The sequence below is a fragment of the Aquimarina penaris genome, assembly GCF_040786285.1.
GTDB lineage: Bacteria > Bacteroidota > Bacteroidia > Flavobacteriales > Flavobacteriaceae > Aquimarina.
Genome location: NZ_JBFMKQ010000002.1, coordinates 927,727 through 952,537, shown reverse-complemented (window position 1 = coordinate 952,537; position 24,811 = coordinate 927,727). Strand labels below are relative to the sequence as shown.

The 24,811-nt window shown below is 33.7% G+C and carries 26 protein-coding genes; 15 read left to right on the top strand and 11 right to left on the bottom strand.

What is annotated here, in order from left to right; genetic code table 11:
• Positions 1 to 4: 4 nt before the first annotated feature.
• Positions 5 to 916 carry a FecR family protein gene (locus ABW637_RS13665; protein WP_367585259.1) on the bottom strand — a complete coding sequence of 304 codons (912 nt, stop codon included), beginning with the start codon at positions 914 to 916 and terminating at the stop codon, positions 5 to 7.
• Positions 917 to 930: 14 nt separating this feature from the next.
• A complete protein-coding gene (locus ABW637_RS13660) occupies positions 931 to 1,518 on the bottom strand; it encodes an RNA polymerase sigma factor (protein ID WP_367585258.1) in 588 nt (195 codons plus the stop codon).
• Positions 1,519 to 1,865: 347 nt separating this feature from the next.
• Here ABW637_RS13660 and ABW637_RS13655 point away from each other — a divergent pair, with 347 nt between their 5' ends.
• Both ABW637_RS13655 and ABW637_RS13650 read left to right on the top strand, forming a co-directional pair.
• Positions 1,866 to 4,067: a PAS domain-containing protein gene (locus tag ABW637_RS13655; protein WP_367585257.1), complete on the top strand. Its 2,202-nt coding sequence runs from the start codon at positions 1,866 to 1,868 to the stop codon at positions 4,065 to 4,067.
• On the top strand, positions 4,064 to 4,432 hold the full coding sequence (locus ABW637_RS13650) for a response regulator (protein WP_367585256.1): 369 nt from the start codon (positions 4,064 to 4,066) through the stop codon (positions 4,430 to 4,432). Before ABW637_RS13655 ends, ABW637_RS13650 begins: the two co-directional genes overlap by 4 nt.
• A 12-nt stretch (positions 4,433 to 4,444) precedes the next feature.
• Here ABW637_RS13650 and ABW637_RS13645 read toward each other — a convergent pair whose 3' ends face one another.
• The 3 genes from ABW637_RS13645 to ABW637_RS13635 all read right to left on the bottom strand — a co-directional run bounded on the left by ABW637_RS13645 (position 4,445) and on the right by ABW637_RS13635 (position 7,124).
• Entirely contained in the window at positions 4,445 to 5,554 is a 1,110-nt protein-coding gene (locus ABW637_RS13645; protein WP_367585255.1) for a DEAD/DEAH box helicase, read from the bottom strand.
• 85 nt (positions 5,555 to 5,639) lie between these two features.
• Complete coding sequence (locus tag ABW637_RS13640) at positions 5,640 to 6,017, bottom strand: hypothetical protein (protein ID WP_367585254.1); 378 nt, start codon at positions 6,015 to 6,017, stop codon at positions 5,640 to 5,642.
• Between the two features lie 216 nt (positions 6,018 to 6,233).
• Positions 6,234 to 7,124 carry a DUF72 domain-containing protein gene (locus ABW637_RS13635; protein WP_367585253.1) on the bottom strand — a complete coding sequence of 297 codons (891 nt, stop codon included), beginning with the start codon at positions 7,122 to 7,124 and terminating at the stop codon, positions 6,234 to 6,236.
• 85 nt (positions 7,125 to 7,209) lie between these two features.
• On the opposite strand from ABW637_RS13635, the gene ABW637_RS13630 reads away from it, so the two are divergent.
• The 3 genes from ABW637_RS13630 (at position 7,210) to ABW637_RS13620 (ending at position 11,762) form a co-directional block, all read left to right on the top strand.
• Positions 7,210 to 7,965, top strand: coding sequence for a LolA-like protein (locus tag ABW637_RS13630; RefSeq protein WP_367585252.1), 756 nt, complete (start codon positions 7,210 to 7,212; stop codon positions 7,963 to 7,965).
• Positions 7,966 to 8,037: 72 nt separating this feature from the next.
• The gene (locus ABW637_RS13625; RefSeq protein ID WP_367585251.1) at positions 8,038 to 11,124 is read left to right on the top strand and encodes a WD40/YVTN/BNR-like repeat-containing protein; all 3,087 of its coding nucleotides are present in this window, start codon (positions 8,038 to 8,040) and stop codon (positions 11,122 to 11,124) included.
• A gap of 233 nt (positions 11,125 to 11,357) precedes the next feature.
• Positions 11,358 to 11,762, top strand: coding sequence for a glyoxalase (locus ABW637_RS13620; protein WP_367585250.1), 405 nt, complete (start codon positions 11,358 to 11,360; stop codon positions 11,760 to 11,762).
• A 65-nt stretch (positions 11,763 to 11,827) separates the two neighbouring features.
• On the opposite strand, the gene ABW637_RS13615 is transcribed toward ABW637_RS13620, so the two are convergent.
• Positions 11,828 to 12,772, bottom strand: coding sequence for a phosphoribosylaminoimidazolesuccinocarboxamide synthase (locus ABW637_RS13615; RefSeq protein ID WP_367585249.1), 945 nt, complete (start codon positions 12,770 to 12,772; stop codon positions 11,828 to 11,830).
• Between the two features lie 75 nt (positions 12,773 to 12,847).
• Positions 12,848 to 13,804 carry a PhoH family protein gene (locus ABW637_RS13610; RefSeq protein WP_367585248.1) on the bottom strand — a complete coding sequence of 319 codons (957 nt, stop codon included), beginning with the start codon at positions 13,802 to 13,804 and terminating at the stop codon, positions 12,848 to 12,850.
• Between the two features lie 267 nt (positions 13,805 to 14,071).
• On the opposite strand from ABW637_RS13610, the gene ABW637_RS13605 reads away from it, so the two are divergent.
• The 10 genes from ABW637_RS13605 (at position 14,072) to ABW637_RS13560 (ending at position 23,264) form a co-directional block, all read left to right on the top strand.
• Positions 14,072 to 14,902, top strand: a complete 831-nt coding sequence (locus ABW637_RS13605) for an SAM hydrolase/SAM-dependent halogenase family protein (protein WP_367585247.1) — start codon at positions 14,072 to 14,074, stop codon at positions 14,900 to 14,902.
• A gap of 185 nt (positions 14,903 to 15,087) precedes the next feature.
• Positions 15,088 to 15,372, top strand: a complete 285-nt coding sequence (locus ABW637_RS13600; protein WP_367585246.1) for a putative quinol monooxygenase — start codon at positions 15,088 to 15,090, stop codon at positions 15,370 to 15,372.
• A gap of 96 nt (positions 15,373 to 15,468) precedes the next feature.
• Positions 15,469 to 17,874, top strand: a complete 2,406-nt coding sequence (gene gldG / locus ABW637_RS13595; RefSeq protein ID WP_367585245.1) for a gliding motility-associated ABC transporter substrate-binding protein GldG — start codon at positions 15,469 to 15,471, stop codon at positions 17,872 to 17,874.
• A 380-nt stretch (positions 17,875 to 18,254) separates the two neighbouring features.
• Positions 18,255 to 18,971 (top strand): ABC transporter ATP-binding protein, encoded by a 717-nt coding sequence (locus ABW637_RS13590; RefSeq protein WP_367585244.1) that lies wholly within the window; start codon positions 18,255 to 18,257, stop codon positions 18,969 to 18,971.
• 118 nt (positions 18,972 to 19,089) lie between these two features.
• Positions 19,090 to 20,439: a DNA recombination protein RmuC gene (locus ABW637_RS13585; RefSeq protein WP_367585243.1), complete on the top strand. Its 1,350-nt coding sequence runs from the start codon at positions 19,090 to 19,092 to the stop codon at positions 20,437 to 20,439.
• 11 nt (positions 20,440 to 20,450) lie between these two features.
• A complete protein-coding gene (locus tag ABW637_RS13580) occupies positions 20,451 to 20,789 on the top strand; it encodes a hypothetical protein (protein ID WP_367585242.1) in 339 nt (112 codons plus the stop codon).
• Positions 20,790 to 20,803: 14 nt separating this feature from the next.
• Complete coding sequence (locus ABW637_RS13575) at positions 20,804 to 21,139, top strand: hypothetical protein (protein WP_367585241.1); 336 nt, start codon at positions 20,804 to 20,806, stop codon at positions 21,137 to 21,139.
• 9 nt (positions 21,140 to 21,148) lie between these two features.
• Positions 21,149 to 22,300 carry a serine hydrolase domain-containing protein gene (locus ABW637_RS13570; protein ID WP_367585240.1) on the top strand — a complete coding sequence of 384 codons (1,152 nt, stop codon included), beginning with the start codon at positions 21,149 to 21,151 and terminating at the stop codon, positions 22,298 to 22,300.
• A gap of 2 nt (positions 22,301 to 22,302) precedes the next feature.
• Complete coding sequence (locus ABW637_RS13565; RefSeq protein ID WP_367585239.1) at positions 22,303 to 22,671, top strand: DUF8785 domain-containing protein; 369 nt, start codon at positions 22,303 to 22,305, stop codon at positions 22,669 to 22,671.
• A gap of 50 nt (positions 22,672 to 22,721) precedes the next feature.
• Entirely contained in the window at positions 22,722 to 23,264 is a 543-nt protein-coding gene (locus tag ABW637_RS13560) for an acyl-CoA thioesterase (RefSeq protein ID WP_367585238.1), read from the top strand.
• Between the two features lie 92 nt (positions 23,265 to 23,356).
• On the opposite strand, the gene ABW637_RS13555 is transcribed toward ABW637_RS13560, so the two are convergent.
• From ABW637_RS13555 to ABW637_RS13540, 4 genes are all read right to left on the bottom strand, one after another.
• The gene (locus tag ABW637_RS13555; protein WP_367585237.1) at positions 23,357 to 23,635 is read right to left on the bottom strand and encodes a type II toxin-antitoxin system RelE/ParE family toxin; all 279 of its coding nucleotides are present in this window, start codon (positions 23,633 to 23,635) and stop codon (positions 23,357 to 23,359) included.
• Entirely contained in the window at positions 23,625 to 23,867 is a 243-nt protein-coding gene (locus ABW637_RS13550) for an addiction module protein (RefSeq protein WP_367585236.1), read from the bottom strand. The genes ABW637_RS13555 and ABW637_RS13550 overlap by 11 nt, the downstream gene beginning before the upstream one ends.
• 369 nt (positions 23,868 to 24,236) lie before the next feature.
• The gene (locus ABW637_RS13545) at positions 24,237 to 24,485 is read right to left on the bottom strand and encodes a hypothetical protein (RefSeq protein WP_367585235.1); all 249 of its coding nucleotides are present in this window, start codon (positions 24,483 to 24,485) and stop codon (positions 24,237 to 24,239) included.
• A gap of 70 nt (positions 24,486 to 24,555) precedes the next feature.
• On the bottom strand, positions 24,556 to 24,798 hold the full coding sequence (locus tag ABW637_RS13540; protein ID WP_367585234.1) for an energy transducer TonB: 243 nt from the start codon (positions 24,796 to 24,798) through the stop codon (positions 24,556 to 24,558).
• Positions 24,799 to 24,811: the final 13 nt, after the last annotated feature.

The following is a 24,811-nucleotide window of genomic DNA, read 5'->3' as shown; positions in this document are numbered from 1 at the left end:
TATCTCAATTATCATATTCTAAATCTATCATGTTTTTATTCTTAAGTGTATACTTTATTTTTGCAGATTTAAATACTGTTTGCAGTGCAATTTCCATGTTTTTGTGTGTAAAACTCCCACTAAACCTTACTTGGTCATCAATGTTTTGGTTATTAACTTTAATGTTATATTGATTCTCTAAAGCTTTTATTACCTGGTAAAGAGGTGCATTATTAAAATTACTTTCTCCGTTTATCCACAAAGGTTTTTGAGAAGAAAGGGTCCAATTTTCGAAAACAGAATTAATAACTCGTGTTGCCTCACCACTATTAAGAATTTTGGATTTTTTGTTTGATTCAATCTTAACCTTTCCTTTAAAACAAATCACCTCTAAAATTTTAGTGTTCGAATTTACAGTAAATTCAGTTCCAATAACAGTTACCACTCCTTCATCTAGTATAATTTTGAATGTTGATCCTGGATTCACTTTGAAATAGGCTTCTCCATCTAGATTTAACATTCGATTTTCATCCCAATTTCTTTTTCGATAACTAACTTGGGCTTTCGAGTTTAGAATTACTTCAGAACCATCGGGTAATCCTAATTCAAGTTGTTCTCCATAGTTAGATTCAAAACTTTCCTTCTGAAACGAAAAATAAAAATAACCTAAAAGAAGAACAATAGAGGCAGCTGCTATATACATCCATTTAGAGACTATTGAAGTATCTTTTATATCTTTATTTACATTTCTTTGTATAGATTCAAAGGCGGTTTCTTTATTATAAGGCTCAATTTCTATTTGCTCTGTTGCTCCAAAAATCACATTATAAATCTCAAATTCTTTAGAGTTCTCGAAGGCTTCTCTTTCATCCATAGAGAGCTCATTAGATATCCATCTAGCTAGAAGCTCTTCCTTCTTTCCTCCCAAATTTTCCATGACCTGATGTTTCGTTAGATAATGTCTTTAAATTTTTCTCTTAGAGATGTTAATGCTAGATACATTCTTCGTTCTACTGCTTTTTGAGTTATCCCAACAATTTCTGCTATTTCGGCATATGTTTTTTTGTCCTTTCTACTTAAAAGGAAGACCTCTCTTTGTCTGTAAGGAAGCTCTTCAATACTTCTTATTAAGATTTCCATAAACTCTTTCTCTTCCATTAAGAATTCAGGGCTTTTTGAAACTAGCTGTTGAAATGTTATTTGTTGACGATATTTTAATACTATTTTCTCACGGGCCTTAACATTGTAAAATTTATTTTGTGCAATCTTCATAACAAAAGATTTAGCGGTATCAAAAACAACTTTTTTACAATTCTCCCATAACTTCATAAATGCATCCTGAGTGATATCCTCGGCAAAATCCATATCCCCACATCTATAATAAATGAAGTTACGTATGGATTCGGAATAGCTCTCGAACAAAAATTGAAAATTTTCCTCCTCGCAAACTGATTTTTTATTTTTTAACATAGCAATGTCAACAATTAACCCTTTACCTTCATTAAAAATACGATTTATATTTTTTATGATTTCATTCAATTAAGAACCATTAAACAAATTATAATTTGCCACTTTTTGAGGTATTCTACACTCTTTTTTCAATCTAAAAATAGAAAATAATGAGTCCACTCAATCCTTATTTTATAAACTATTGGCAATTATGCTGTACAAGATAAATAAGAGTAATGAGCATATCCTAGCGCCTTGTATTTTTAAAAAACATTACTTCACGAAAAAGTTAGCTTTTCTAGTGTGATTTCATCGATTTATGTTAGAGTTAATCGATTATAGCTTTAAAAACAACCTCTTAAATGCTGTCATTCTAAATCATTTTGTAACTTTAAGATAAAATTACCCCAGAACTATTATAGAAATGACCGTTTTTTATGCCTTTTACTCTGGAACAATTTGAAATCTTAGCCGAGAAAACTTTACACTTTCTTTTTATTTTAAAAAAAAATGGTGAAGTCATCGCCTATAATAATAGATGCGAGACTCTGTTTACACCCTCCTATATAGGCGAAGTAAAATATATCACTGATTATATTATTGATGAAGATGTAACAATTTTTAAAGATGCTATTGCAAACTTATCCAAAGAAAATTCTATTATAAGTAAGCCTTTCAGTTTTGTTACTAAAAATAATACGGTGCTTGCATTGAAATTTAATCTAACTTATTATGATGATTTAATTTATGCCACAGGAATCGATACTACTGAAGAATATAAAGAACACAGAGCTTTAATTACACTTTCTAAACTTACCAAAACTGGAGCTTGGTATTTTAATCCCAAAAATAAAGAAATGTATTGGTCAAAGGGGTGTTACTATATAAAAGATTTAGATCCAGATGTTCCTATGACCAGGGAATTAGGAGCCTCATTCTACCCTATAGAATCCAGGGCACGATTAGAAGGTTACCTTGATAACCTTATAAAAAATAAAGAGCCCTATGAATATACCGAAAAAATAATCACTCATAAAGGGGTAGAAAAATGGGTTAAGGTAGTTGCCCAACCCGTTATTTATAAAAATGAAGTAGTTTATGTAAATGGTACTATTGCAGATGTTACAGAACGTCATAAGTATATTGAAAAACTAAAATATAATGAAGAAACCAAACATTTAGCACTTAAAGGTATACAATCCGGGTTGTTTGATCATATTATAGAAACCAATATGGTCTTCTACAGTAAAGCCTTTAAAGAAATGCTTGGATTACCATTGAGTCAAGATTTTGTACCTGAAGAAGAATTTCGAAAAATGATACACCCCGAAGATGTCGAAAATGCACTACAAAGACATCTGGATAATCTTAACAAAACGGGAAACCACTATTTTAATTATTATCGTTTAAAGCATTACAAAGGATCATATCATCATTATGAAGTTCACGGCTTTAGAAGAAAAAATAAAAAAGGTGAGACTATACGTATGATTGGTAATTTGATAGATGTACATCAAAAAAAACTAAATGAACGAACTATCATCGAAGGCAAAAGCAGACTACAAGCTATAGTGAATAATGGATTTGCATACACAGTATTGTTAGACACAAAAGGAAAAATTTTAATAGCTGATAAAAAGTCATTAAAAATAATTAAACGAGATTTTAATATAGATCCTACTCAAACCGATAGTTTTTTTGTTGATGTTATGCCCCTTAATTTTAAAAATTCGTTTTCGCATACTTTTAACGAAGCTCTAAAAGGTAATACAATAAAAAAGGAAGTTGAACGCATTACTAACGAAGGGCGTACCCAGTGGCTTGAATCAAAGTACACTCCCATTTTTGACAATGATTATAAAATAAACTCAATACTAGTAAGCTTTCATGACATTTCTGAAAGAAAACTTGCAGAACAAGCCATAACAGAGGCGCATCTAAGAGAACAAGAGCTTAGTAATCTAAAATCTAATATACTATCAAATTTTAGTCATGAAATAAGAACACCACTAAATGGTATAATGACAATAAGTAATTTGATACTTAAGGATAAATACCCCGAAGAACAAAATGAATTACTTAAATACTTAGAAGAAAGCAAAGATCGATTATTAGATACGATGAATAAGCTGTCTACATTTAGTGAAATAAACGCAATCCATGATAACCTTAATTTTGAAGAAGTAGATATCAATTATATTGTAGAAACCTCTTTTAGAGAGTACAAATATATGGCAGACAGTAAAGAATTAGATTATACTCTAGAACTCGATGCAGAGAGCCCACAAGCAAAAATAGATATGAATCTATTTCGACCAGCTCTTAATAATGTAATACATAATGCCATTAAATACACAAAAAAAGGAGCCGTCCGCATTTACATTAATTCTAAAATTTCAAAAAAAAATATTTATATTTATATTAAAGATACTGGTATAGGCATAGACAAAAAAGATTTTGATAAAATCTTTGAGCCACTAATGCAAGGAAGCGTTGGTATAAGTCGCGAATATGAAGGAACCGGTATTGGGCTAAGTCTTTCAAAAAGATATATTGAGATTTTAGGTGGGAAAATTAAATTAAAAAGTAAATTAGGGAAGGGTACAGAACTTATAATTATAATTCCAAAACACCTATGAATATTCTTTACGTAGAAGATAATAAAATAAATGCTCTGGTCATGGATAAAATGTTATCCAAACATGATTCTAATGTTATCATTGCAGAAAATGGCTCGCAAGCTCTTAAAGTAGTCAAAGAAAAAAATCTTGATCTTATCCTAGTTGATATTAATCTGGGATTAAATCAAATGGATGGTTGTGAGTTGCTTCAAAGATTTCGTAAGTTAGATATAATCAAAAACACACCGGTTTTTGCAGTTACTGCTTATGCCATGCCAGGAGACAAACAACGTTTCATTAATATTGGTTTTGATAATTACTTCTCAAAACCTGTAAATTTCGATAAACTATTATCTGTTATTTCTACAATAAGTGTAAGCTAATCAACTCTTTTATTACCTTATCTGGTTAAATCTAATGCCAAGCTGTTTTTCTAATTCTCTAAGGACTTTAATTTCTGATTTTGTTACTAAAGCCAAAGATAATCCTGTTTTACCCGCTCTAGCAGTTCTTCCACTTCTATGCGTATAATACTCTATTTGATCAGGTAATTGATAATGTATCACAAAAGCCAGGTTAGCCACATCTATACCTCTTGCAGCCACATCTGTCGATACTAACAATCGTAAAGTCTTATTTCTAAAAGCTCTCATTACTTTATCCCGTTCCTTTTGGGTCATTTCGCCCTCAAGCAAACCTACTTCATAATTCTTAGAGTTTAGTTGTTTAGAAAGAGTTCTTGCCGCTGCTTTAGTTTTCGTAAAAATAATCCCCCTACTATTCTTTTGCGTTTTCAAAAAATAGATAAGAGTATCTAATTTATTTATCTCTTCACCAATCACAAATTGATGATCAATACCTTTATTTACAGCATCATTCTTATCGATACTAATCTGTACTGCATTTTTATCTACATAGGTAGTAATAATCTCATTTAACGATGAAGGCATTGTAGCCGAAAAAAGCCACACATTTCTATGACCTTTGGTTTTACCCAAAATAGTAGTAAGGTCTTTTTTGAAACCCATACTTAACATCTCATCTGCCTCATCTAGTATTAGGGTCTTTATTTTAGAAATATCAACCACTTTTCTCTGCATTAGATCTATGAGTCTTCCAGGAGTAGCCACGATAATATGTGTGGGTCTACTTAATCTAGAAATTTGTCTTTCAATTTTTTCTCCACCGTAAACAGACTCTATAAAAATCTTATCTGTGTACTTTGTAAATTTAAAAAGTTGTTTTGCTATTTGTTGACCAAGCTCTCGTGTTGGAGCCAAAATCAAGGCTTGTACATGATTTTTTTCTGGATGTATATCAGACAATACTGGGATTCCAAAGGCTGCCGTTTTTCCTGTTCCTGTTTGAGCCTTGCCTATAAAATCAATTTGATGATTCATTAAAGCTGGTATGGCTTGTTCTTGAATCTTTGTAGGAATTGTAATACCTATTTCTTTGAGGCCTTTGCAAAGTTCTTTGGAGACTCCAAGTTCTAAAAATGTCATAGCTACCAGATTTAAGTTGCAAAAATAGCTGAATATATTTACAACCCAAGGTAATCCGTAAATAACTAATTCAATAAAATTTAAACTAGCAAGAGATTCTCATAAAATAAACGAAGAGTTGTTTTTTTATAGTTAATCCTTTTTTATGAAAATGTAATTTATTCATACAAAATCCACCAGAACAATTAAAATCAGAACTTTCATCAGAAGAAATTACATCTAACAACGAAAGGTCATCATTATGATCATGATCTAAATGAGCATCTTCGGTTTTAAAAATGTAGGAAAAAACCTTCTTGTTAGAAGTTGTATGACTATCTTCTAAATTAGATTCAACATCGGTAGAGTAAAAGATATCTGTTTTATGAGAAAAATGATTATCCGCAAATGAAGATTGCGAGCTTATAAAGTTAAAAATCAACAAGAAGACCAATAAAGTTAGAGAGTGTAAAGATTTGCTCATATGATTACATTTTAAGATTGGGGGTTAATTTTATCACATTTTTAAATTATGTATGAATTAAATATTAATGTAATAATTATAACATAATTCTCAAATACATCGGCAAAATACACATTTTTATCGATAACATGCAAGTAAAATCCGTTTTTTAACATTTTTTAATGCAAAAACCCCTTATTTATTTACTTAAAAACCATACTACACCAAGAAATACACTCAAAACAACTTTAAATCATCAGTCGAATGATCAGGTAAATTAAGTTTAGTATTTAATTGTTCATTCAGTGTATTGATAAAATACTTTGATAAAAGCGGTGATTCTTTTTCAATATTTTGATGTACAAAAAAGTGCACCTTATTAATTCCTAGTTTTTTCCAGGACTTAAATCGTATAATCCAATCATCTAGTCTACTATAATCTGTGGTGTGGTTTGCACCAACATATCTAATAAAGGCCTCGTCATTAGTTAATCGCATATGTAGTAAGTCTCTCCTACCTGCGGTATCGGTAATTATATTAGCTATATTATAATTTTCTAGAAGTGAGTACAATTCTTCGGCTACCACTTGATCATTAAACCAATCGGTATGCCTAAATTCTACCGCTAAACGTACTTCTCTAGGCCATTTTTCAATAAAACGAATTACTCTATCAAAATTTTTAGGAGCAAAATTGCCATGCATCTGCAAGAAAATAGTACCCAATTTTTCTTTAAGATGAATAACATTAGATAAATATTCATCAACATAGGGCTGAACATCTTCGTTTAACCGTTTAAGATGAGAAATATTTTGCACAAGTTTTGGAAAAAACTTAAACCCTTCTGGGGTTTTATCATACCACTTTTTAAACTGGTCTTCCGAAAATATTCTGTAAAATGTAGCATTTAACTCAATACTATTAAATTGTCTTGAGTAATATTCTAGTTCATCCTTGGTGCCTCTCGGATAAAACCCCTTTAGATCTTGTTTATTCCATTTGGCACATCCTACATACACAGATAAACCTTCGGTCGATGTTTTTTTTAAAACCCCAGCCGTGTCCTTGTGATCTTGGGGTAATTCGAAATTAATTTTCTCCGGATATTCTACTTTACCAAACTGCATATTATAAAAAGAATTAGTGAAAAAGTGTAACAAAAGTATAACTCGATTGACTAATTTTACAATAACAACATAAAAAACTACAACAATGAGTGTTTTAAAATCTATAGTAATAGCTTTAATATTAGCTGTAACCACATCATTTCATGCACAAACTGCAGATGAAATACTTGGTAATTATTTCGAGAATACTGGTGGTAAAGAAAATTGGGAAAAGTTAAAAGGTATCGAAATGGTGGGTGTAATGAAAATGCAAGGCATGGAAATTCCTTTTGAACAAGTATCAACAAAAGATGGTAAACAAGTAGTTACTATAGAACTTCAAGGTAATCGTATGGTTTGGTCTGCTTTTGATGGTGAAACCTCTTGGCAAAGAAATCAAATGACTATGGAAGCTGAGAAAAGTGATAGTGAAGCTACCGAGAACATGAAAAAACAATCTAAAGATTTTCCTGATCCATTTTTAAACTATAAAGACAAAGGGTATTCTGTAGAGCTTATTGGAAAAGAGACAGTAGATGGTACAGAGACTTTCAAAATAAAATTAACTAAAGATCCTATTACTATTAATGGTGAATCTAAGCCAAACATATCTCATTACTATTTTGATACCGAAAATTTTGTTCCAATCATCGTTGAATCTGAAATTAACGATGGCCCTATGAAAGGTCAGATAGCAAAATCTTCTATCAGTGATTATCAAGAAGTAAATGGAGTTTATTTTCCTTTTACGATAACAAATCAATTTCAGACCATGAGTTTTAAAGATATTAAACTCGATCCTGAAGTAGACACTGCAATCTTTGCTTTTCCTGAAAAAGTAGTTGAAGAAAAAAAGGAATAGTCATACTATAGTACTAATCCCCAATAAGTATATTGGGGATTTTTTATTCACATCAAATCAATCAGAATAATTATGAACAAAAAAATTATTTTTGGGGCTTTGAGCATACTCCTATCTATAAGTATGCAATCACAAGATATTGTCCTTAAAGGGAAAGAACTTTTTGGTAATTTAGAAGCTCGACAAATTGGTCCTGCCCTAATGAGTGGTAGAATAATTGACCTAGAAAATCATCCAACAAACAATAGAATATTGTATGCCGGTACTGCCGGTGGAGGCGTATGGAAATCATCTAATGGAGGGGCAAGCTTTGCTCCTGTTTTTGACAAACACGCACAATCTATTGGTGTAGTTGCTGTAGATCCTAATGATCCAGATAATACTGTTTGGGTGGGTACAGGCGAGATCTGGACTCGAAATAGTGTTTCTATAGGAGATGGGTTATACAAATCAACAGATGGGGGTGCTAACTGGAAAAAGATGGGGTTCGAAAACTCTGAACGAATAAGTAGTATAGAAATCAACCCAAAGAACTCTAATGAAATTTATGTTGCAGTCCTGGGAGCATTATGGGCAGATAGTGAAGAAAGAGGAATTTATAAAACAGTTGATGGTGGTAAAACCTGGGAAAAGATCCTCTATACCAATGAAAAAACAGGAGCCAGTGATCTCATAATGGATCCTACTAATCCCAATATCCTATATGCCTCTATGTGGGAGCATAGAAGAACTGCATGGGGTTTTAATTCGGGAGGTCCAAATAGTGCATTGTATAAATCCATTGATGCAGGAAAAACATGGAATAAAATTCATAATGGTTTTCCAAGTGGTGACTTGGGTAGGTTTGCAATTGCTGTAGCGCCTTCTAATCCAAAAATTGTGTACACTGTAGTAGAAAGTAAAAAAGACAAAGGACTCTATCGTTCTGATGATGCCGGTGCCTCATGGAAATTATTAAACTCTGATTTTGAATTAGTAGTTAGACCTTTTTACTTCTCTAGAGTTGTGGTAGACCCTAAAAATCCTGATATTTTAATTAAAGGCGGATTCTTAGGCTCTATTTCTCGTGATGGCGGAAAAACTTTCAAAGCTTTAACTCCATTAACAGGAGCCCCAAAACTTCACCCAGACATACACGATGTGGTGTTTGACATTAATAATTCTGATAGAATATATGTAGGTACAGATGGTGGTGTATATAGAAGTTGGGATGGTGCAGGAACTTTTGATATGGTAGACAACCTACCTGTTTCGCAATTCTATCATATTAGTGTTGATAATGACGAACCCTATAACATCTATGGCGGGTTACAAGATAATGGATCCTGGTGGGGTCCTTCATCTTCTCCGGGAGGTATAGAGGCTCGTGACTGGAATAGAGTTGGTGTTGGCGATGGTTTTAGAGTATTAAGACATCCAACAAAACGTATTATCTATTCTGAAATGCAAGGTGCACAAAATGTTTGGAGATATGATATGGATAAAAATTATACGAAAAACATACAGCCACTACCTATAAAAGGAGAAGCCGATTTACGTTTTAACTGGAATGCACCTATGGCGGTTAGTAATCACCAACCTGATCGATTTTATATGGGAAGTCAATTCGTACATGTAAGTGAGGATATGGGTAATAATTGGAAAAAAATATCCCCAGACCTTACTACCAACGATCCCGCTAAACAAGATAAAGAGTCTGGTGGTATTTCTACAGATAAATCAGGAGCAGAAACACATACTACTATATTTACTATTGCCGAATCTCCTCTCGATGAAAAGTTAATCTGGGTAGGAACCGATGATGGTAATGTGCAAATAACGCAAGACGGTGGTAAAACCTGGACCAATACAGTAGAGAATATACAGGGTCTTCCGAAAAACACATGGGTATACCATATAGAGGCAAGTACTCATAAAAAAGGTACAGCATATGCAGTTTTCGATGGACATGCCTCTGGAGATATGAATACATATGTATATAAAACTTCAGATTTTGGTAAAACGTGGACATCGCTTGCAACAGATGATATCGTAGGATTTGCGAGAAATATCCAAGAAGATTACATTAATGAAGATTTATTATTTTTAGGTACCGAATTTGGATTATTCATTACTATAGATGGTGGTAAAAACTGGTCACGTTTTACGAATAACATGCCAGCAGCAGCCGTGCATTTTATCGATTTACAGAAAAAAACCAATGATTTAGTAATGGGTACTCATGGTCGTGGCGTAATTATTATAGATGATATTTCTCCATTACGACAAATAACCCAGGAAGCTCTTGCTAAAGAGGTTCATTTTTTTGAAACTAAGCCTGCTATTATTAAGGAAGAAAGCGGTTTTGGTGGAGGAAGTACAGAACTTCAGTTTGTTGGAGATAATCCAAGTACCTCATCAAAGATCATTTACTACCTGAAGAAACGACATACTTTCGGAAAAATGACACTTTCAATTCAGGATCAAGACGGTAATGAAGTAGTAAATCTTACTCCTGGTAAAGCAAAAGGGATCAATATTGTAGATTGGAGCTTTAGAAAAAAAGCACCTAAGGTTGCTGCCGGAAAAACATTTACTTTTGGTGGATTTACATCTCCCAGGGCACCAGCTGGATCTTACAAAGTGGTGCTTACAAAAGGAAAAAAACAGTTTGAGAGTTCTATTATTCTTCAAAATGACCCAACCTCTTTAATTACAGATGCTGAGCGAATTGCACAACAAAAAGCGACAAAGCAATTATTTGATGAGATGGAAGATCTTGCTTATTTAGTCTATAAAATTGATCAAAACATAAAAAAAGCAGAAAACTTATCTAAAAGTGATCCTGCATCTAGTAAAGTGGCGGCTGCAGTCGTTAAAGAGTTGACTACATTAAAAGAAACCCTGGTAGTGACTACCGGAGATAACTATGTAGATGAAGCCGAACCTCAACTAAGAGAGAAGCTTTCAAAAATATATGCTGAAGTAGCAAATCAATTCGAGAAACCCTCTTTTTCTCAGTTAGAAAATATGGGAGTATTAGAAAAAAGATTGAATGACGCTAAAACAGCATATGAAAAAATAAACAGCAAGCAAATTGCTAAATTCAATAAATACATAGAAAAAGTAAGTGGAACACCTGCTGAAATTTTAGATAAAGACAAATTTTTAAGTAAATAAAAAACCTTTTAGTGATTATATAAAGCTCCCTAACGGGGGCTTTTTTTATTAAATAAATACCTTATGATTAGGGTAATACTCAAGAAAAAAAGAATACATAAATTGTAGCATAACGAGTATAATAACACTTCAATTCCGTAACAATAGTATTGTTTATAAGTAGTTAAAAACTATACTATACATCATGAATTTTGAGTCCAACAATTAACTAATTTTAGTAAACCTTCATTATTATGGAAAACAGGGAATCAAATTTATTGGCGATACGTCCGCAATTATTAAATGCCAGAGTTTCTGAAAACATGTCTAATGACGAGCAATTTCAGAACAAAACAATTCGGCCTATTATAAAATTGCAGGGGGATTTATTAATTCAGGTATTCAAAAACTATATTAAAAAAAGGAAGAATACTTTTTATGAATTATCACTTGAGAAAAGACTGGCCTTTATTGAAAATGCAATCCAAAAAGACATGAAATTTAGAAACAGTCTTAAGGGAATGATTATCGGTCAATTTACGGTAGAAGAGTATAGTATTTATACTCTAAATTCATCATCTCTAAACAAACGAATGATGAGTATTGTAAAAGAACGCTTACAAGACAATGTACAATTGTTGGAATACAAAGTTGCTTAATTAGCAATAAAAAAGAAGCGGTCGCTACATAGTAACAACCGCTTCTTTTTATTTATGTTTAACTCTTATTTCAAATACTCAAGAGTATTTTTTTCTATCCGTTTTTCTACTTCAGAAACATCAGCTTTAACAAATGCTACCCCGGTAATATTTTCATAAAGTTCAATATAACGTTCAGAAACAGAATGTATATATTCGTCTGTCATTTCTGGTATTTGTTGCCCTTCTTTGCCTTGAAAACCATTACTAATTAACCATTGCCTTACAAACTCTTTAGACAATTGCTTTTGTGGTTCATCGTTCTGTTGTCTCTCTTCATATCCTTCGGCATAAAAATAACGAGAAGAATCAGGAGTATGTATTTCATCAATTAAAACGATCTTACCTTCCTTCGTTTTTCCAAATTCATATTTAGTATCCACTAAAATCAAACCTTGTTCTGCAGCAATCTCGGTTCCTCTTTGAAAAAGCTTACGGGTATAATCTTCGAGAACCAAATAATCTTCTTCGCTAACAATTCCTTTTGCAAGAATCTCTTCGCGAGAAATATCTTCATCATGTTCGCCATTATCAGCTTTGGTAGACGGTGTGATGATAGGTTCGGGAAATTTATCATTTTCTTTCATTCCGTCGGGCATTGCCACACCACATAATATTCGTTTTCCTGCTTTGTATTCTCGAGAGGCATGACCAGAAAGATACCCTCTGATTACCATTTCTACTTTAAAAGGATCACAAAGGTGCCCCACAGCTACATTAGGATCAGGGGTGGCTATTAACCAATTAGGCACTAAATCTTCTGTTGCTTTCATCATTTTGGTAGCAATTTGATTTAGGATTTGCCCTTTAAAAGGAATCCCTCTTGGCATCACTACATCAAATGCAGATAATCGATCTGTAGCAATCATGACCAAAAGATCATCATTGATATTATATACTTCTCTTACCTTTCCTTTATACACCGATTTTTGATTAGGAAAGTTATAGTTTGTATCTACTATTGTATTCATTCTATAGGTTTCAGGTTTCAGGTTTCAGGTTTCTAATTACAACTTGGAACTAAAAACTTAAAATATGAAACTACATTATCCATTTCTATGTTCAATCTCCTTATATGCTGAAATTACTTTTCTCACCAATTTATGTCTGATAACATCTTTATCATCAAGATAGATCATACCAATTCCCTGAACGCTTTTAAGTACAAGTAGTGCTTCTTTAAGACCAGAGGTTACTCTTCTTGGTAAATCTATTTGTCCAGGATCCCCTGTAATAATAAACTTTGCATTTTTACCCATTCGGGTTAGAAACATTTTCATTTGTGCATGAGTAGTGTTCTGAGCTTCATCAAGTATCACAAATGCATTATCTAAGGTTCTTCCTCGCATAAATGCCATCGGAGCAATCTGAATGATTCCTTTTTCAATAAAACTGTCTAACTTTTCGGCTGGAATCATATCACGCAAAGCATCATATAGCGGTTGCATATATGGATCCAACTTCTCTTTAAGATCTCCTGGTAAAAACCCAAGGTTTTCTCCAGCCTCTACGGCAGGACGAGTAAGAATAATGCGTCTAACTTGTTTTTCTTTCAGCGCTTTTACCGCTAAAGCAACTCCCGTATAAGTTTTTCCTGTTCCGGCAGGGCCAACAGCAAAAACCATATCATTCTTATTAGAAGATTCAACTAATTTTCGCTGATTAGCAGTCTGCGCTTTAATAAGCTTGCCTCCTACTCCATGCAACAACGTTTCTCCACTAATTGCAGATGTTGCATAATCAGCTTCACTCTCACTGGTGAGTACCCGCTCGATTATATTTTCATCTAATTTATTGTATTTCCCGAAGTGTTCAAGAAGCATATTTAGACGCATGTCAAACTCTTCGAGCATGTCTTCGTCTCCATACACTTTCATTTTACTACCTCTTGCTACAATTTTTAACTTAGGAAAGTATTTTTTTAATAATTGAATATTACTATTCTGAAGTCCGAAAAATTCTCTCGGATTGATCTCTGTTAGTTCAATGATAAGTTCGTTCAAAAGCTATACGAATTTTAGTATGATTTTTTTCAAGGATTGACTAAGTTTGCTAAAGTTGTTTTAAGTCTTTTGCCGGGAAAACAAAATGATATTTTAAAACGGATTTGATCTCATATAAGATCTCAATGCGGTTTTATGGTATATACAACCATAAAAAAGATGGTTTTATTATCATTTTGCAACTCAAAGAAAGACTTCAAAGAACTTCAAAACAAATTTACATATTTTTAAGCGCTTACAGTTAAAAGATATTAACAATTATTGTACATGCCAATTATCACCTTAACTACAGATTTCGGAATCAAAGATCACTTTGTATCTGCGGTTAAAGGAGCTATTTATACCGAATTACCCGAGGCCAAGGTTGTTGATATTTCGCATGAGATTTCACCATTTCATATTACAGAAGCGGCCTATATCATACAAAATGCCTATAAAAGTTTCCCAAAAGGAAGTATTCATATTATAGGTATTGATAGCGAACTTAATCCCGAAAACAAACATATTGCCGTACAATTAGATGGACATTATTTTATCTGTGCTAATAATGGATTAATCTGTTTAATCACTTCAGAATTTAATCCCGAGAAGATTGTAGAGATTAATATCCATGATGCTATTGTATCTAATTTTCCTGTATTAGATGTATTTGTAACGGTAGCCTGCCATATCGCCCGAGGAGGTACTCTTGATGTTATTGGCAAAACCATTACCGAAATTAAGACCATTACAGGGGTTACTCCTATTGTAAATGTGGGGAACAAACAGATTGTAGGAAGCATTATCTATATAGATAATTACGGAAATTTAGTGACTAATATCACCCGAAAGCTTTTTGAAGAAATTGGAAAAGGCAGAAAATTTAAGATTACCGCCCGTACTGCAGTATTCGAAAATGTATACCAACGATATAGCGACGCCATTAATTTTGAAATTGAAAAAAGCAAGCGCGAAGAAGATGGTAAAAAACTAGCTATTTTTAACTCTTCGGGCTATTTAGAATTGGCTATTTATAAAAGTAACCCTAAAACGGTGGGCGGTGCCTCTAGTCTTTTTGGATTGCATTATAGGGATACGGTGAGTATTAGTTTTGAGTAAGTATTTTTTTTGTTAGTTAGTATTTGTGAGTTGAGCGTTCGGGCAGGCTATTCGCTGTATCTTTTTTTATCATATCCTTCGAGAGCCTCAGGATACAATAAAAAAAGGATGCCGCTGCTATCCTTAACGCAATCATAATAAACATTAAAACTTTGTAACTTTGCCGCTTTGATACTCTGAAAAAAATGATTGAACGAATAGTAAAAATGGGGTTTGTTCCCGATCAAATAGACGCCTTTATAGCGATTTTTGAACAAAATAAAGATAAAATTCAAAATTTTGAAGGATGTAGCCATGTCAAATTATTACAAGACATCAATCAGCCTAATCAGTTTTTTACCTATAGTCATTGGGAATCTGAAGAACATCTCAATAACTACAGAAACTCTGCGTTATTCAAAGGTGTTTGGGCCAATACCAAAAACAAGTTTAATCAAAAACCCGAAGCCTGGAGTGTACATAAAGTTTAAAGTTTCAAGAAAAACCCGAAACCAGAAACCAGAAACCAGAAACCAACTGTCACCCTGAGCTTGTCGAAGGGAAAACCTGAAACCTGAAAAAAATATATGTTCGCATTAATACGAAAAGAAATAAATACCTTTTTTTCCTCTGTAGTAGGATATCTTGTTATTGCCATTTTTTTAATCCTTAACGGACTTTTTCTATGGGTATTTAAAGGGCAATTTAATATTCCAGATAGTGGATTTGCCGATCTTTCTCCTTTCTTTCAAATTGCACCGTGGATATTATTACTCCTTATACCTGCGGTAACAATGCGAAGTATTGCCGAAGAAAAAAAACAAGGAACCTTAGAATTACTGCTTACAAAACCAATTAAAAGTTGGCAGGTGGTCTTAGGCAAATATTTGGGTAGCTTATCCCTTATTATCATTGCTTTAGTCCCCAGCTTGCTGTACGTAATTACGATCTACCAATTAGGAAACCCCGTTGGTAATCTAGATATCGGGAGTACCATAGGATCCTATATTGTGCTTTTACTACTCGGTGCTTCATATACCGCAATTGGTATCTTTTCTTCTTCTATTACCAATAATCAGATTGTAGCTTTTTTGGTGGCACTATTTATCTGTTTTATCTTTTATTTTGGATTTAGCGGTATGGCTACTTATGATTTTTTAGGTACAACAGGCAATTTTTTCGAACAATTGGGAATGCAGTTGCATTACGAACGCATGAGTCAGGGTATCGTTGATACAAGAGATGTATTCTACTTTTTAAGTATTATCCTGCTTTTTGTGGTTTTAACCAGTCTTGTTCTTCATAGAGGTTCTAAAAAACAAAAAATCAAGCCCTTCGTCTTAGTATTGGTTTTGATTATACTTATTAATCTATTCGGAAACGCTAGCTATACTCGTTTAGATCTCACCCAAGACAAAAGATTCACTTTATCTGAAGCTACCGAAAACTTAGTCTTAGAAGCCGCAGCTCCGGTAGTAATTGATGTGCTGCTAGAAGGAGATTTTCCTTCAGAATTTAAACGTTTACAAACCGAAACCAAACAGATACTAGAAGAGTTTAATGCGTTAAACTCTAATATAAAACACATTTTCACCAACCCTTTAGCCGAAGAAGAACTACGTTCGCAAACCATTGCAGAATTACAACGTTTTGGTCTTACTCCTATGGAAGTGAGAGTACAAGAAAGTGGAAAAACAGAAATTGAAACGGTGGTACCCTGGGCAATTTTGAGTTACCAAAACAGAAGCGTAAAGATCTCTTTAATTAAAAATACAATCGGGGCAACTTCAGAAGAACGCGTCAATAATTCTATTCAACAATTAGAATATGCTTTTGCAGACGGGTTAACTAAACTTCTTCACCCTAAAAAACAAAAAATCGCCGTATTAAAAGGTAATGGACAATTGCCAGACATTAAAATTGCTGATTTTATCAAAACCCTTCAGGATTACTATTTTGTTGGAGCTTTTACACTAGATTCGGTAGCTGGTAATCCTCAAAAAACACTACAGGAGCTTCAGAAATTTGATATGGTTATTAATGCCAAACCCACAACACCTTTTTCTGAAAAAGAGAAATATGTGCTGGATCAGTTTATTATGAACGGAGGAAAATCGTTATGGTTGTTAGAATCAACAGCTATGGAAATTGATAGCCTAATGAATCCCGAAGGTGCTTCGGTAGCCATTATGCAAGACCTGCGATTAGGAGATGCATTATTTTCTTATGGCGTTAGAGTTAACCCTGTTATTGTTAATGATTTGTATTCTGCTCCTTTAGTATTAGCCTCGGGAGAAGGTAATCAAACACAATTTACCCCATATCCTTGGTTTTATGGTTCCCTAACAAAAAGCACGAGTGATCACCCCATTGTAAAAAATATAGAATCTGTAAAATTTGAGTTTTCTAACCAGATCGACACCCTAAAAAACAATATAAAAAAGACGGTTTTATTAACCAGTTCAAGTAAATCAAAGTTAGACGGGGTTCCCAAAGAAATGAGACTGGATATCATTAGAAAAAAACCAGATTTAGAGAGTTATAATGAAGGCCCGCAGAACCTTGCCGTATTATTAGAAGGAAATTTTAAATCTACCTACAAAAACAGGGTAAAACCTGTTAAAATTGATGCAAATAAAGATACGGGCAAGACTACAAAAATGATTGTTATAGCCGATGGCGATGTGATTAAAAATAGCATTAGAAAAGGACAACCTATAGCATTAGGTTTTGACCCGTATATGAACATGAATTATGGCAATAAGGAGTTTTTACTAAATGCCGTAAATTACTTATTAGATGATTCTGGACTTATCGAAGTACGAAGTAAAGAAATCAACATTCCGTTCTTAAATATAGAAAAAGTAGTGGCTAATAAAGCTTTTTGGCAGACGATGAATATCCTGGTTCCATTATTAATTTTAGGACTATTTGGATTCTTGTTTTCCTTTTTACGCAAAAGAAAATATAGAACAGCTACAAAGAACGCATAAACCTGTTTCTATATCCTATTAAATTTGTTACTTAGATTTCTAAACACGACGTTACATCAAGTGATTCTACCAAAAGAAGAATTGTATCGCGATGTATTGTGATCTTAATGGTTTTTGATATCTACAATCAAGCCGAAGACAAGTATTTTGTGTTGTGTCACCTCCAGCGTAGTTGAGAGGTTATTTCAACAAAATACCAGGACTGAAGTTTTTAAACACCCGCGTTACTCTATACTAGAACGAGTTAAATTCTATTGTCTATATTTGATAAACAAAAACCCGAACATTAAAAACAAACGCCTATCGAATTCGAAAATCCAAATATCGTACTAAAAACCGAAGATCTTTCTATTGGTTACCGCACCAAAAAAGAACTGTATGTGGTTGCTGCCGATATTAATTTAAAATTACACGAAGGAGAACTCATAGGCTTGGTAGGTGCTAACGGAATCGGAAAATCAACCTTACTTCGTACCTTATCCCGTGTGCAACCTGCATTACATGGTAGTATCTATTTATCTGACAAAAAACTCTCCTCATACAAATCTATCGAACTGGCTGCTCAATTGAGTATCGTGTTAACCGAACAAATAGCTTCAAAAAACTTAACTGTATATGAGTTGGTGGCTTTAGGAAGACAACCCTATACCAATTGGGTGGGTAAAATGGCAGAAGAAGATCTGGAAAAAGTACGTAAGGCTATAGAATTAACTCACATATCGGATTTGATAAACAAAAGGTGTTTTGAACTAAGTGACGGGCAGTTACAAAAGGTTCTTATTGCTCGTGCCATATCCCAGGACACTCCTTTTATTATGCTAGATGAACCCACAACACATCTAGATATATACCATAAAGCTTATATTTTAAAGCTCTTAAAACGTTTGGCTTTCGAAACTAAAAAAACCATATTATTCTCTACACACGAAATTGATTTTGCGATACAATTATGCGATAAAATGATCGTAATGAATCAAGACGGCTTTGAGTTCGGAAGACCCAAAGAATTGGTACAAGCAAGGGCATTTTCGGGCTTATTTCCTGAAGATCTGATCCTGTTTGACGAAAAATCAGGTCGGTATAAAGTGAGGAACTAGACATAGTAAGTATAATAACCTTATATTTAATAGTAATTTATATCCCTTATACAGATACTCGCAAACTCACTTCCTGCTAACCCATAAATCTTTATCTTTGAATAAAGAATAAGAGTACATGCAAGAATACACACCGATCATTATTGCCGTAGGAGCAATTATTACCTCTATAATCGTAGGTTTTTTTATTGGCAAATATGTTGCTTCACTTAAAAATAAAAGTGAACAAAGTGCCCTAAATGAGCGATATCATCAGCTTCAGTTACAGGTTGATGAACAAAAATTGAGTTCAGAAAAACAGCTTTCAGAAATTACTCATGAACGCGAAGAAATTCGTAGAGAAAAAGACTTTCTAAATACCGAACTTACCCGTCGTAATGCCGAGCATGAAAACCTTCAACTCAAAAACAAAGAGCAAAAAGAAGATATAGAAAAGCTACAAGAAAAGTTTACTAAAGAGTTTGAAAACCTGGCTCATAAAATCCTGGATTCAACATCCAATAAATTCACAGAACAGAATAAAGAAAACATCAAAAATATCCTGACACCGCTACAGGAAAAGATCACTACTTTTGAAAAAAAGGTAGATCAAACCCATAAAGAAAGTATCGATTATCATGCAGCTTTGCGACAGCAAATATTAGGACTTAAGGACCTCAACGAACAAATGAGCAAAGAAGCAACTAACCTTACCAAAGCATTAAAGGGAGATAGCAAAATGCAAGGAAACTGGGGAGAGCTGGTACTTGAACGGGTGTTAGAAAAATCGGGTTTAGAAAGAGATCGTGAATATTTTATACAACAAAGCTTTACCACAACAGAGGGTGAACGTGTATTGCCAGATGTTGTGATCTATTTACCAGACAATAAAAAAATGGTGATTGATTCTAAGGTAACCCTAACGGCCTACGAGCGTTTTGTAAATGAAGATGACGAGGATCTAAAAGCCAATTATCTAAAAGAACATATTGCCTCTTTAAAACGCCATGTAGATCAACTTTCAGAAAAAAATTACCAGGATCTATATGATATAGAGTCTCCCGATTTTGTACTACTCTTTGTACCTATAGAGCCTGCTTTTGCCATAGCCATCAACCAGGACAATAAGCTATACAACAAGGCTTTTGAGAAAAACATAGTAATCGTTACCCCTTCTACGCTACTAGCCACATTGCGCACCATTGATACCATGTGGAATAACGAAAAACAACAACGTAATGCTATAGAAATCGCTCGACAAGCAGGAGCTTTATATGATAAGTTCGAAGGACTGGTAAAAGACCTTACCGGTGTAGGTAAAAAAATCGATGATGCTAAGAAGGATTATTCTGCTGCGATGAATAAATTGGTAGATGGTCGCGGAAATTTGATCACCAGCGTCGAAAAGCTTAAGAAAATGGGTGCTAAAGCCAAGAAATCGTTACCAGAAGCTATCATTAAAAGAGCTACCGAGGAAGAGGATAACTAACTAAAATAATTATGGAACCAAGCCTTACAGAAACACTATACTATATCTTTTTAGGCCTTTTAACTTCTATGGGGCAAGTATTAATTATAGCAATCTGTATATACTATTTGTTTAAAATAGGCGCCAAAGCCGATAGCATCTTATTACTAATCGGTAGTATTATTTCGTTAGTGTGCACTCTTGCAACTACTGTAGGAGCCTTATATGCTAAGATTTGGGGTACCGAGGCCTACTTACAATTTACGTATATACTGCAAGGGTTTTCTTTTGTAGGCTCTTTGCTGTTTTTAATTGGTTTTTTTATCCTGGTTAGAAGAGTAATAAAAAACATTGGGTTAAACAAAACATGAAAAAATAAATACTTATGGAATCTAACTTCACCGATATATTACTTAGGGTAACAGGAATTTTGTTTTATATAGTCCCTATATTATTTTTTATTATTCTGGCGATCTACTATTTATCTAAAGCCGATGCCAAGACCCCCGGCATTTTAATACTAATAGGCAACATCCTGATCTTACTGGTAGCCATTGCAAACCAATTTTTATATTTATTTATACAGGAATGGGGGATGGACCTATTTTCATTGGTTAGTGTGGTTGTAAATGCCATCTCTTTTGTGGGATATGTATTATTTTTAATAGGCTTTTTTATGATCATTCAAAAAACCTTAAAAAAACAAAATAGTAGTATTTAATAACCGGCTATGTATATAAGAGATATTTTTATTTTTTTTCTGATTGGGATAGTCACTCAAGTTACAATAGCCCAACAAACCTATTTCCCAGAGCGAGGAAATTGGCAGGAAAAATCACCTTCACAATTTAAAATAGATGTTCAAAAGCTGGATAATGCCGTACAGTTTGCTAAAAACAACGAGTATTCTGGCCCTAAAGATTTGCGGCAAGCCATCCTAAAAGGTTTTGAGAGAGAACCGTACCATACTATCCTGGGGCCTACTAAAAAAAGAGGTGGCCCAGCCGGACTAATTATCAAAGACGGGTATATCATTGCTAAATGGGGAGATATAAATCGTGTAGACATGACCTTTAGTGTCACTAAAAGTTATTTATCTACGATGGCCGGATTGGTGATCGATAAAAAACTAATCGCTTCTGTAGATGACTTTACCCATAACTACATTTGGGACCATACTTTTGATGGAGATCATAATCACAAAATCTCCTGGAGACATTTACTTACGCAATCATCAGATTGGTCAGGGCAATTATGGGGAGGGTATGATTGGGCCGATCGCCCCCCAAAAGAAGGTGGTATTGATGATTGGAGATCAAGAAAATTAAATGAGCCAGGAACTTTTTTTGAATACAATGACGTTCGTGTTAATGTATTGGCTTACTCACTGTTGCATGTCTGGAGAAAACCATTACCACAGGTACTAAAAGAAAAAGTCATGGATCCCATAGGTGCTTCTACTACCTGGAGATGGTACGGATATAACAACTCATGGGTTAATATTGATGGCATTAAGATGCAATCGGTAAGCGGTGGTGGTCACTCTGGTGGTGGATTGTTTATTAATACCCTAGATCACGCACGATTTGGCCTTTTATTTATGAATAATGGTAACTGGAACGGACAACAATTGCTATCTGAAGCTTGGATTACCGAAGCTACAACACCTTCTCAAGCCAATTCTAACTACGGATTCATGTGGTGGTTAAACCAAAAAGGAACACGACATTGGGATGGATTGCCAGAGCATCTCTTTTATGCCGCAGGTTTTGGCGGTAATTTTATTGTAATAGATCAAAAACAAAACCTACTTGTGGTTACAAGATGGTTAGCACCTAATCAGATCGATGAATTTATGACTAAAGTGTATAACGCATTATAACTATGAAAAAAGTACTCGCAATTATTATTATCGCTATTCTGGTTCTCTTTGCTGGTTGGTACGCTTTTGTGTATTATGCCTCGTATAGTGAAGGAACTCGTAGTGGTGAACTGATAAAATTTAGTAACAAAGGAGTTGTTGTAAAAACCTGGGAAGGCGAGATCAGCCAAGGAATATCAGGGGCGCAGATCTTTAGTTTTTCTGTAGAAGATAAAGAAAAGGATATCATTAAGAAGCTTAAAAAATTTCAAGGACGATATGTAAAGCTGAAATACAAAGAACGTTTTGCCAAAATTTCGTGGTTGGGAGACACCAAATACTTTATTATTGATGTTACAGAAGAAGAATCACCACATTTTAGGAATAAATGAAGTAGTGAGTGAATGTAAAAGACTATTAACCAAAACCAAAAACCGATAGAATGAAAAAACACAAAACTAATACAGAATCCAGGGTAGTGATCTCAGAATTGATGCTTCCCTCCCATTCTAATTTTAGTGGAAAAATTCATGGTGGTTATATCTTATCCCTGATGGATCAAATCGCTTTTGCATGTGCCTCTAAACATTCTGAAACCTACTGTGTAACTGCCAGTGTAGATAAGGTAGATTTCTTAAAACCAATAGAAGTAGGTGAACTGGTGACCATGAAAGCATCGGTAAATCATGTAGGGACTACTTCGATGGTAGTTGGTGTACGTGTAGAATCCGAAAACATACAAACCGGCAAAATAAAACACTGCAACTCTAGCTATTTTACAATGGTTGCCAAAAACAATAAAGGTCAAAGTGTAGCTATCCCTGGTTTGGTTCTATCCAATAAAACTGCCATACGTCGCTTTGTGCGAAGTATTATTAGAAAAGACGATGCCAAAGCCAGACGGGATCGTTTTAAAGCCTCTGAGTTCGAATTAGAATCTCATCTCGAAATTCTTAAAGAATATAATGTGAAGGTTAGCTTATAAAAGCTGTAGACTTTTTTAGGACGAGACACTCATGCCCTGTATTAGTTACAAACCAACACTAGTGCATACCATGATCTAATGAGAGAGAAGCTTTAACCCTTAGGTTTTCTACTGGTATGTAAAATAGCATGAACATAAACTGTTTTAGCTTCTACTGTATAATGAACTCCATAACGAAAGCGATCTGTAAATACAATTCTAATCTCTTTATATCGTTTCTGAAAGTTATCAGGATCAGTTTCTATTCTGGTAAGAACTTCATCTATTTCACTAAACAAGTCTGGGGATAACTCTGTATTTTCAATGTACCAATCAAGAGCATCTGCAATATCCAGTTCTGCTCCTGGTTTAATAATTAATTTATAGCCCATGCTTTGTCTTTAGATCAGATTTTACTTCTTTCCAGCTTCTTCCACTTTTAGGATTTGCTTTGTGATCTGCTAATCGTTGATCTAAGATTTTTTTATGGTCACTTAATATTTCTGACGATTCACTTACCTTTCGTCTGTATTGCAACATGTTTTTAAAGGCTTCAATAAGTATTGGATCTTTTACATCTTTCAACTCATTTAATATCCACTCGATATCCGTCTGTAAATCCATTACATTCATTTTTACATTCATAACAAAGATAGTATTAAATATGTTTAACATATTAAATATGCTTAACATTTGGGTGATTAGTATTACAATAGAGGAGTTTTCTAGTAAAGGGTTTTAAAACATATTAAAATTAACAGATCGCGCGGATTTGTAATCCGTACCAACAAAAAATTTAAAATACATTCAAAACTATAACTTGTAGTTCATTAGTCAAATCTGCATAATTTCTTGCAGAACTAAAAACATAATCCGTAGAATATGACTGTCATTAATAGTCTGAACATAACTGTTAACTCTTACTCATATTTGGCACGGATTGTAAATCCGCGCTATCATATCTGAGCGATTGGGTATATACTATGGACCTTGCTATCGAGTTAATTTTTTAATAAATTTAATTAAAGAATATAGAAAAAAAAGAATTCCTATAGTTCCTAAAGCTACCAAAAAGAAAAAAAGAAATGTATCAACTAAATCTGGTGTTCGGCCTACTGAAACCTTTGTGCCATCGTCTAATTCCATCTCTTTATAAAGATAGCCATTGAGTAATTTATAAAGTCCGGATAAGGCAATCAATGTAATCAAAAATCCAATTATAATATATTTGACTTCTTTCATTTCATCATCATTAATTTACTTTCTATTTGGTTTTACCATGTAAATCAGAGGGGTATAAAATATATTATAATTACTCATAAGAAATTATAAAATTTATTGGTAAAGAATAATATACACTTACAGGTTCTCCTTCGGCGTTCATTCCTGGTTTTAGTATTGGTGGTAGCGAGTTCAAAACTCTTTTGGTTTCAAAAATTGCAAACGGATCATTAAAAAGGACTTTGATATCAGTAATCTTTCCTTCTTTAGAAATCTTAAAAGCAGCATGTATTGTATGTTTTCCATTCTTCAGACTAGAATTATTCATAACCATATCGCCATCAAAG

What these genes read in the sequence shown, in the direction of transcription:
- ABW637_RS13665 (WP_367585259.1), bottom strand. Translation starts at nt 916, where the DNA reads ATGGAAAATTTGGGAGGAAAGAAGGAAGAGCTTCTAGCTAGATGGATA.
- ABW637_RS13655 (WP_367585257.1), top strand. Translation starts at nt 1,866, where the DNA reads ATGCCTTTTACTCTGGAACAATTTGAAATCTTAGCCGAGAAAACTTTA.
- ABW637_RS13650 (WP_367585256.1), top strand. Translation starts at nt 4,064, where the DNA reads ATGAATATTCTTTACGTAGAAGATAATAAAATAAATGCTCTGGTCATG.
- ABW637_RS13645 (WP_367585255.1), bottom strand. Translation starts at nt 5,554, where the DNA reads ATGACATTTTTAGAACTTGGAGTCTCCAAAGAACTTTGCAAAGGCCTC.
- ABW637_RS13640 (WP_367585254.1), bottom strand. Translation starts at nt 6,017, where the DNA reads ATGAGCAAATCTTTACACTCTCTAACTTTATTGGTCTTCTTGTTGATT.
- ABW637_RS13635 (WP_367585253.1), bottom strand. Translation starts at nt 7,124, where the DNA reads ATGCAGTTTGGTAAAGTAGAATATCCGGAGAAAATTAATTTCGAATTA.
- ABW637_RS13630 (WP_367585252.1), top strand. Translation starts at nt 7,210, where the DNA reads ATGAGTGTTTTAAAATCTATAGTAATAGCTTTAATATTAGCTGTAACC.
- ABW637_RS13625 (WP_367585251.1), top strand. Translation starts at nt 8,038, where the DNA reads ATGAACAAAAAAATTATTTTTGGGGCTTTGAGCATACTCCTATCTATA.
- ABW637_RS13620 (WP_367585250.1), top strand. Translation starts at nt 11,358, where the DNA reads ATGGAAAACAGGGAATCAAATTTATTGGCGATACGTCCGCAATTATTA.
- ABW637_RS13615 (WP_367585249.1), bottom strand. Translation starts at nt 12,772, where the DNA reads ATGAATACAATAGTAGATACAAACTATAACTTTCCTAATCAAAAATCG.
- ABW637_RS13605 (WP_367585247.1), top strand. Translation starts at nt 14,072, where the DNA reads ATGCCAATTATCACCTTAACTACAGATTTCGGAATCAAAGATCACTTT.
- ABW637_RS13600 (WP_367585246.1), top strand. Translation starts at nt 15,088, where the DNA reads ATGATTGAACGAATAGTAAAAATGGGGTTTGTTCCCGATCAAATAGAC.
- gldG (WP_367585245.1), top strand. Translation starts at nt 15,469, where the DNA reads ATGTTCGCATTAATACGAAAAGAAATAAATACCTTTTTTTCCTCTGTA.
- ABW637_RS13585 (WP_367585243.1), top strand. Translation starts at nt 19,090, where the DNA reads ATGCAAGAATACACACCGATCATTATTGCCGTAGGAGCAATTATTACC.
- ABW637_RS13580 (WP_367585242.1), top strand. Translation starts at nt 20,451, where the DNA reads ATGGAACCAAGCCTTACAGAAACACTATACTATATCTTTTTAGGCCTT.
- ABW637_RS13575 (WP_367585241.1), top strand. Translation starts at nt 20,804, where the DNA reads ATGGAATCTAACTTCACCGATATATTACTTAGGGTAACAGGAATTTTG.
- ABW637_RS13570 (WP_367585240.1), top strand. Translation starts at nt 21,149, where the DNA reads ATGTATATAAGAGATATTTTTATTTTTTTTCTGATTGGGATAGTCACT.
- ABW637_RS13565 (WP_367585239.1), top strand. Translation starts at nt 22,303, where the DNA reads ATGAAAAAAGTACTCGCAATTATTATTATCGCTATTCTGGTTCTCTTT.
- ABW637_RS13560 (WP_367585238.1), top strand. Translation starts at nt 22,722, where the DNA reads ATGAAAAAACACAAAACTAATACAGAATCCAGGGTAGTGATCTCAGAA.
- ABW637_RS13555 (WP_367585237.1), bottom strand. Translation starts at nt 23,635, where the DNA reads ATGGGCTATAAATTAATTATTAAACCAGGAGCAGAACTGGATATTGCA.
- ABW637_RS13550 (WP_367585236.1), bottom strand. Translation starts at nt 23,867, where the DNA reads ATGGATTTACAGACGGATATCGAGTGGATATTAAATGAGTTGAAAGAT.
- ABW637_RS13545 (WP_367585235.1), bottom strand. Translation starts at nt 24,485, where the DNA reads ATGAAAGAAGTCAAATATATTATAATTGGATTTTTGATTACATTGATT.
- ABW637_RS13540 (WP_367585234.1), bottom strand. Translation starts at nt 24,798, where the DNA reads ATGGTTATGAATAATTCTAGTCTGAAGAATGGAAAACATACAATACAT.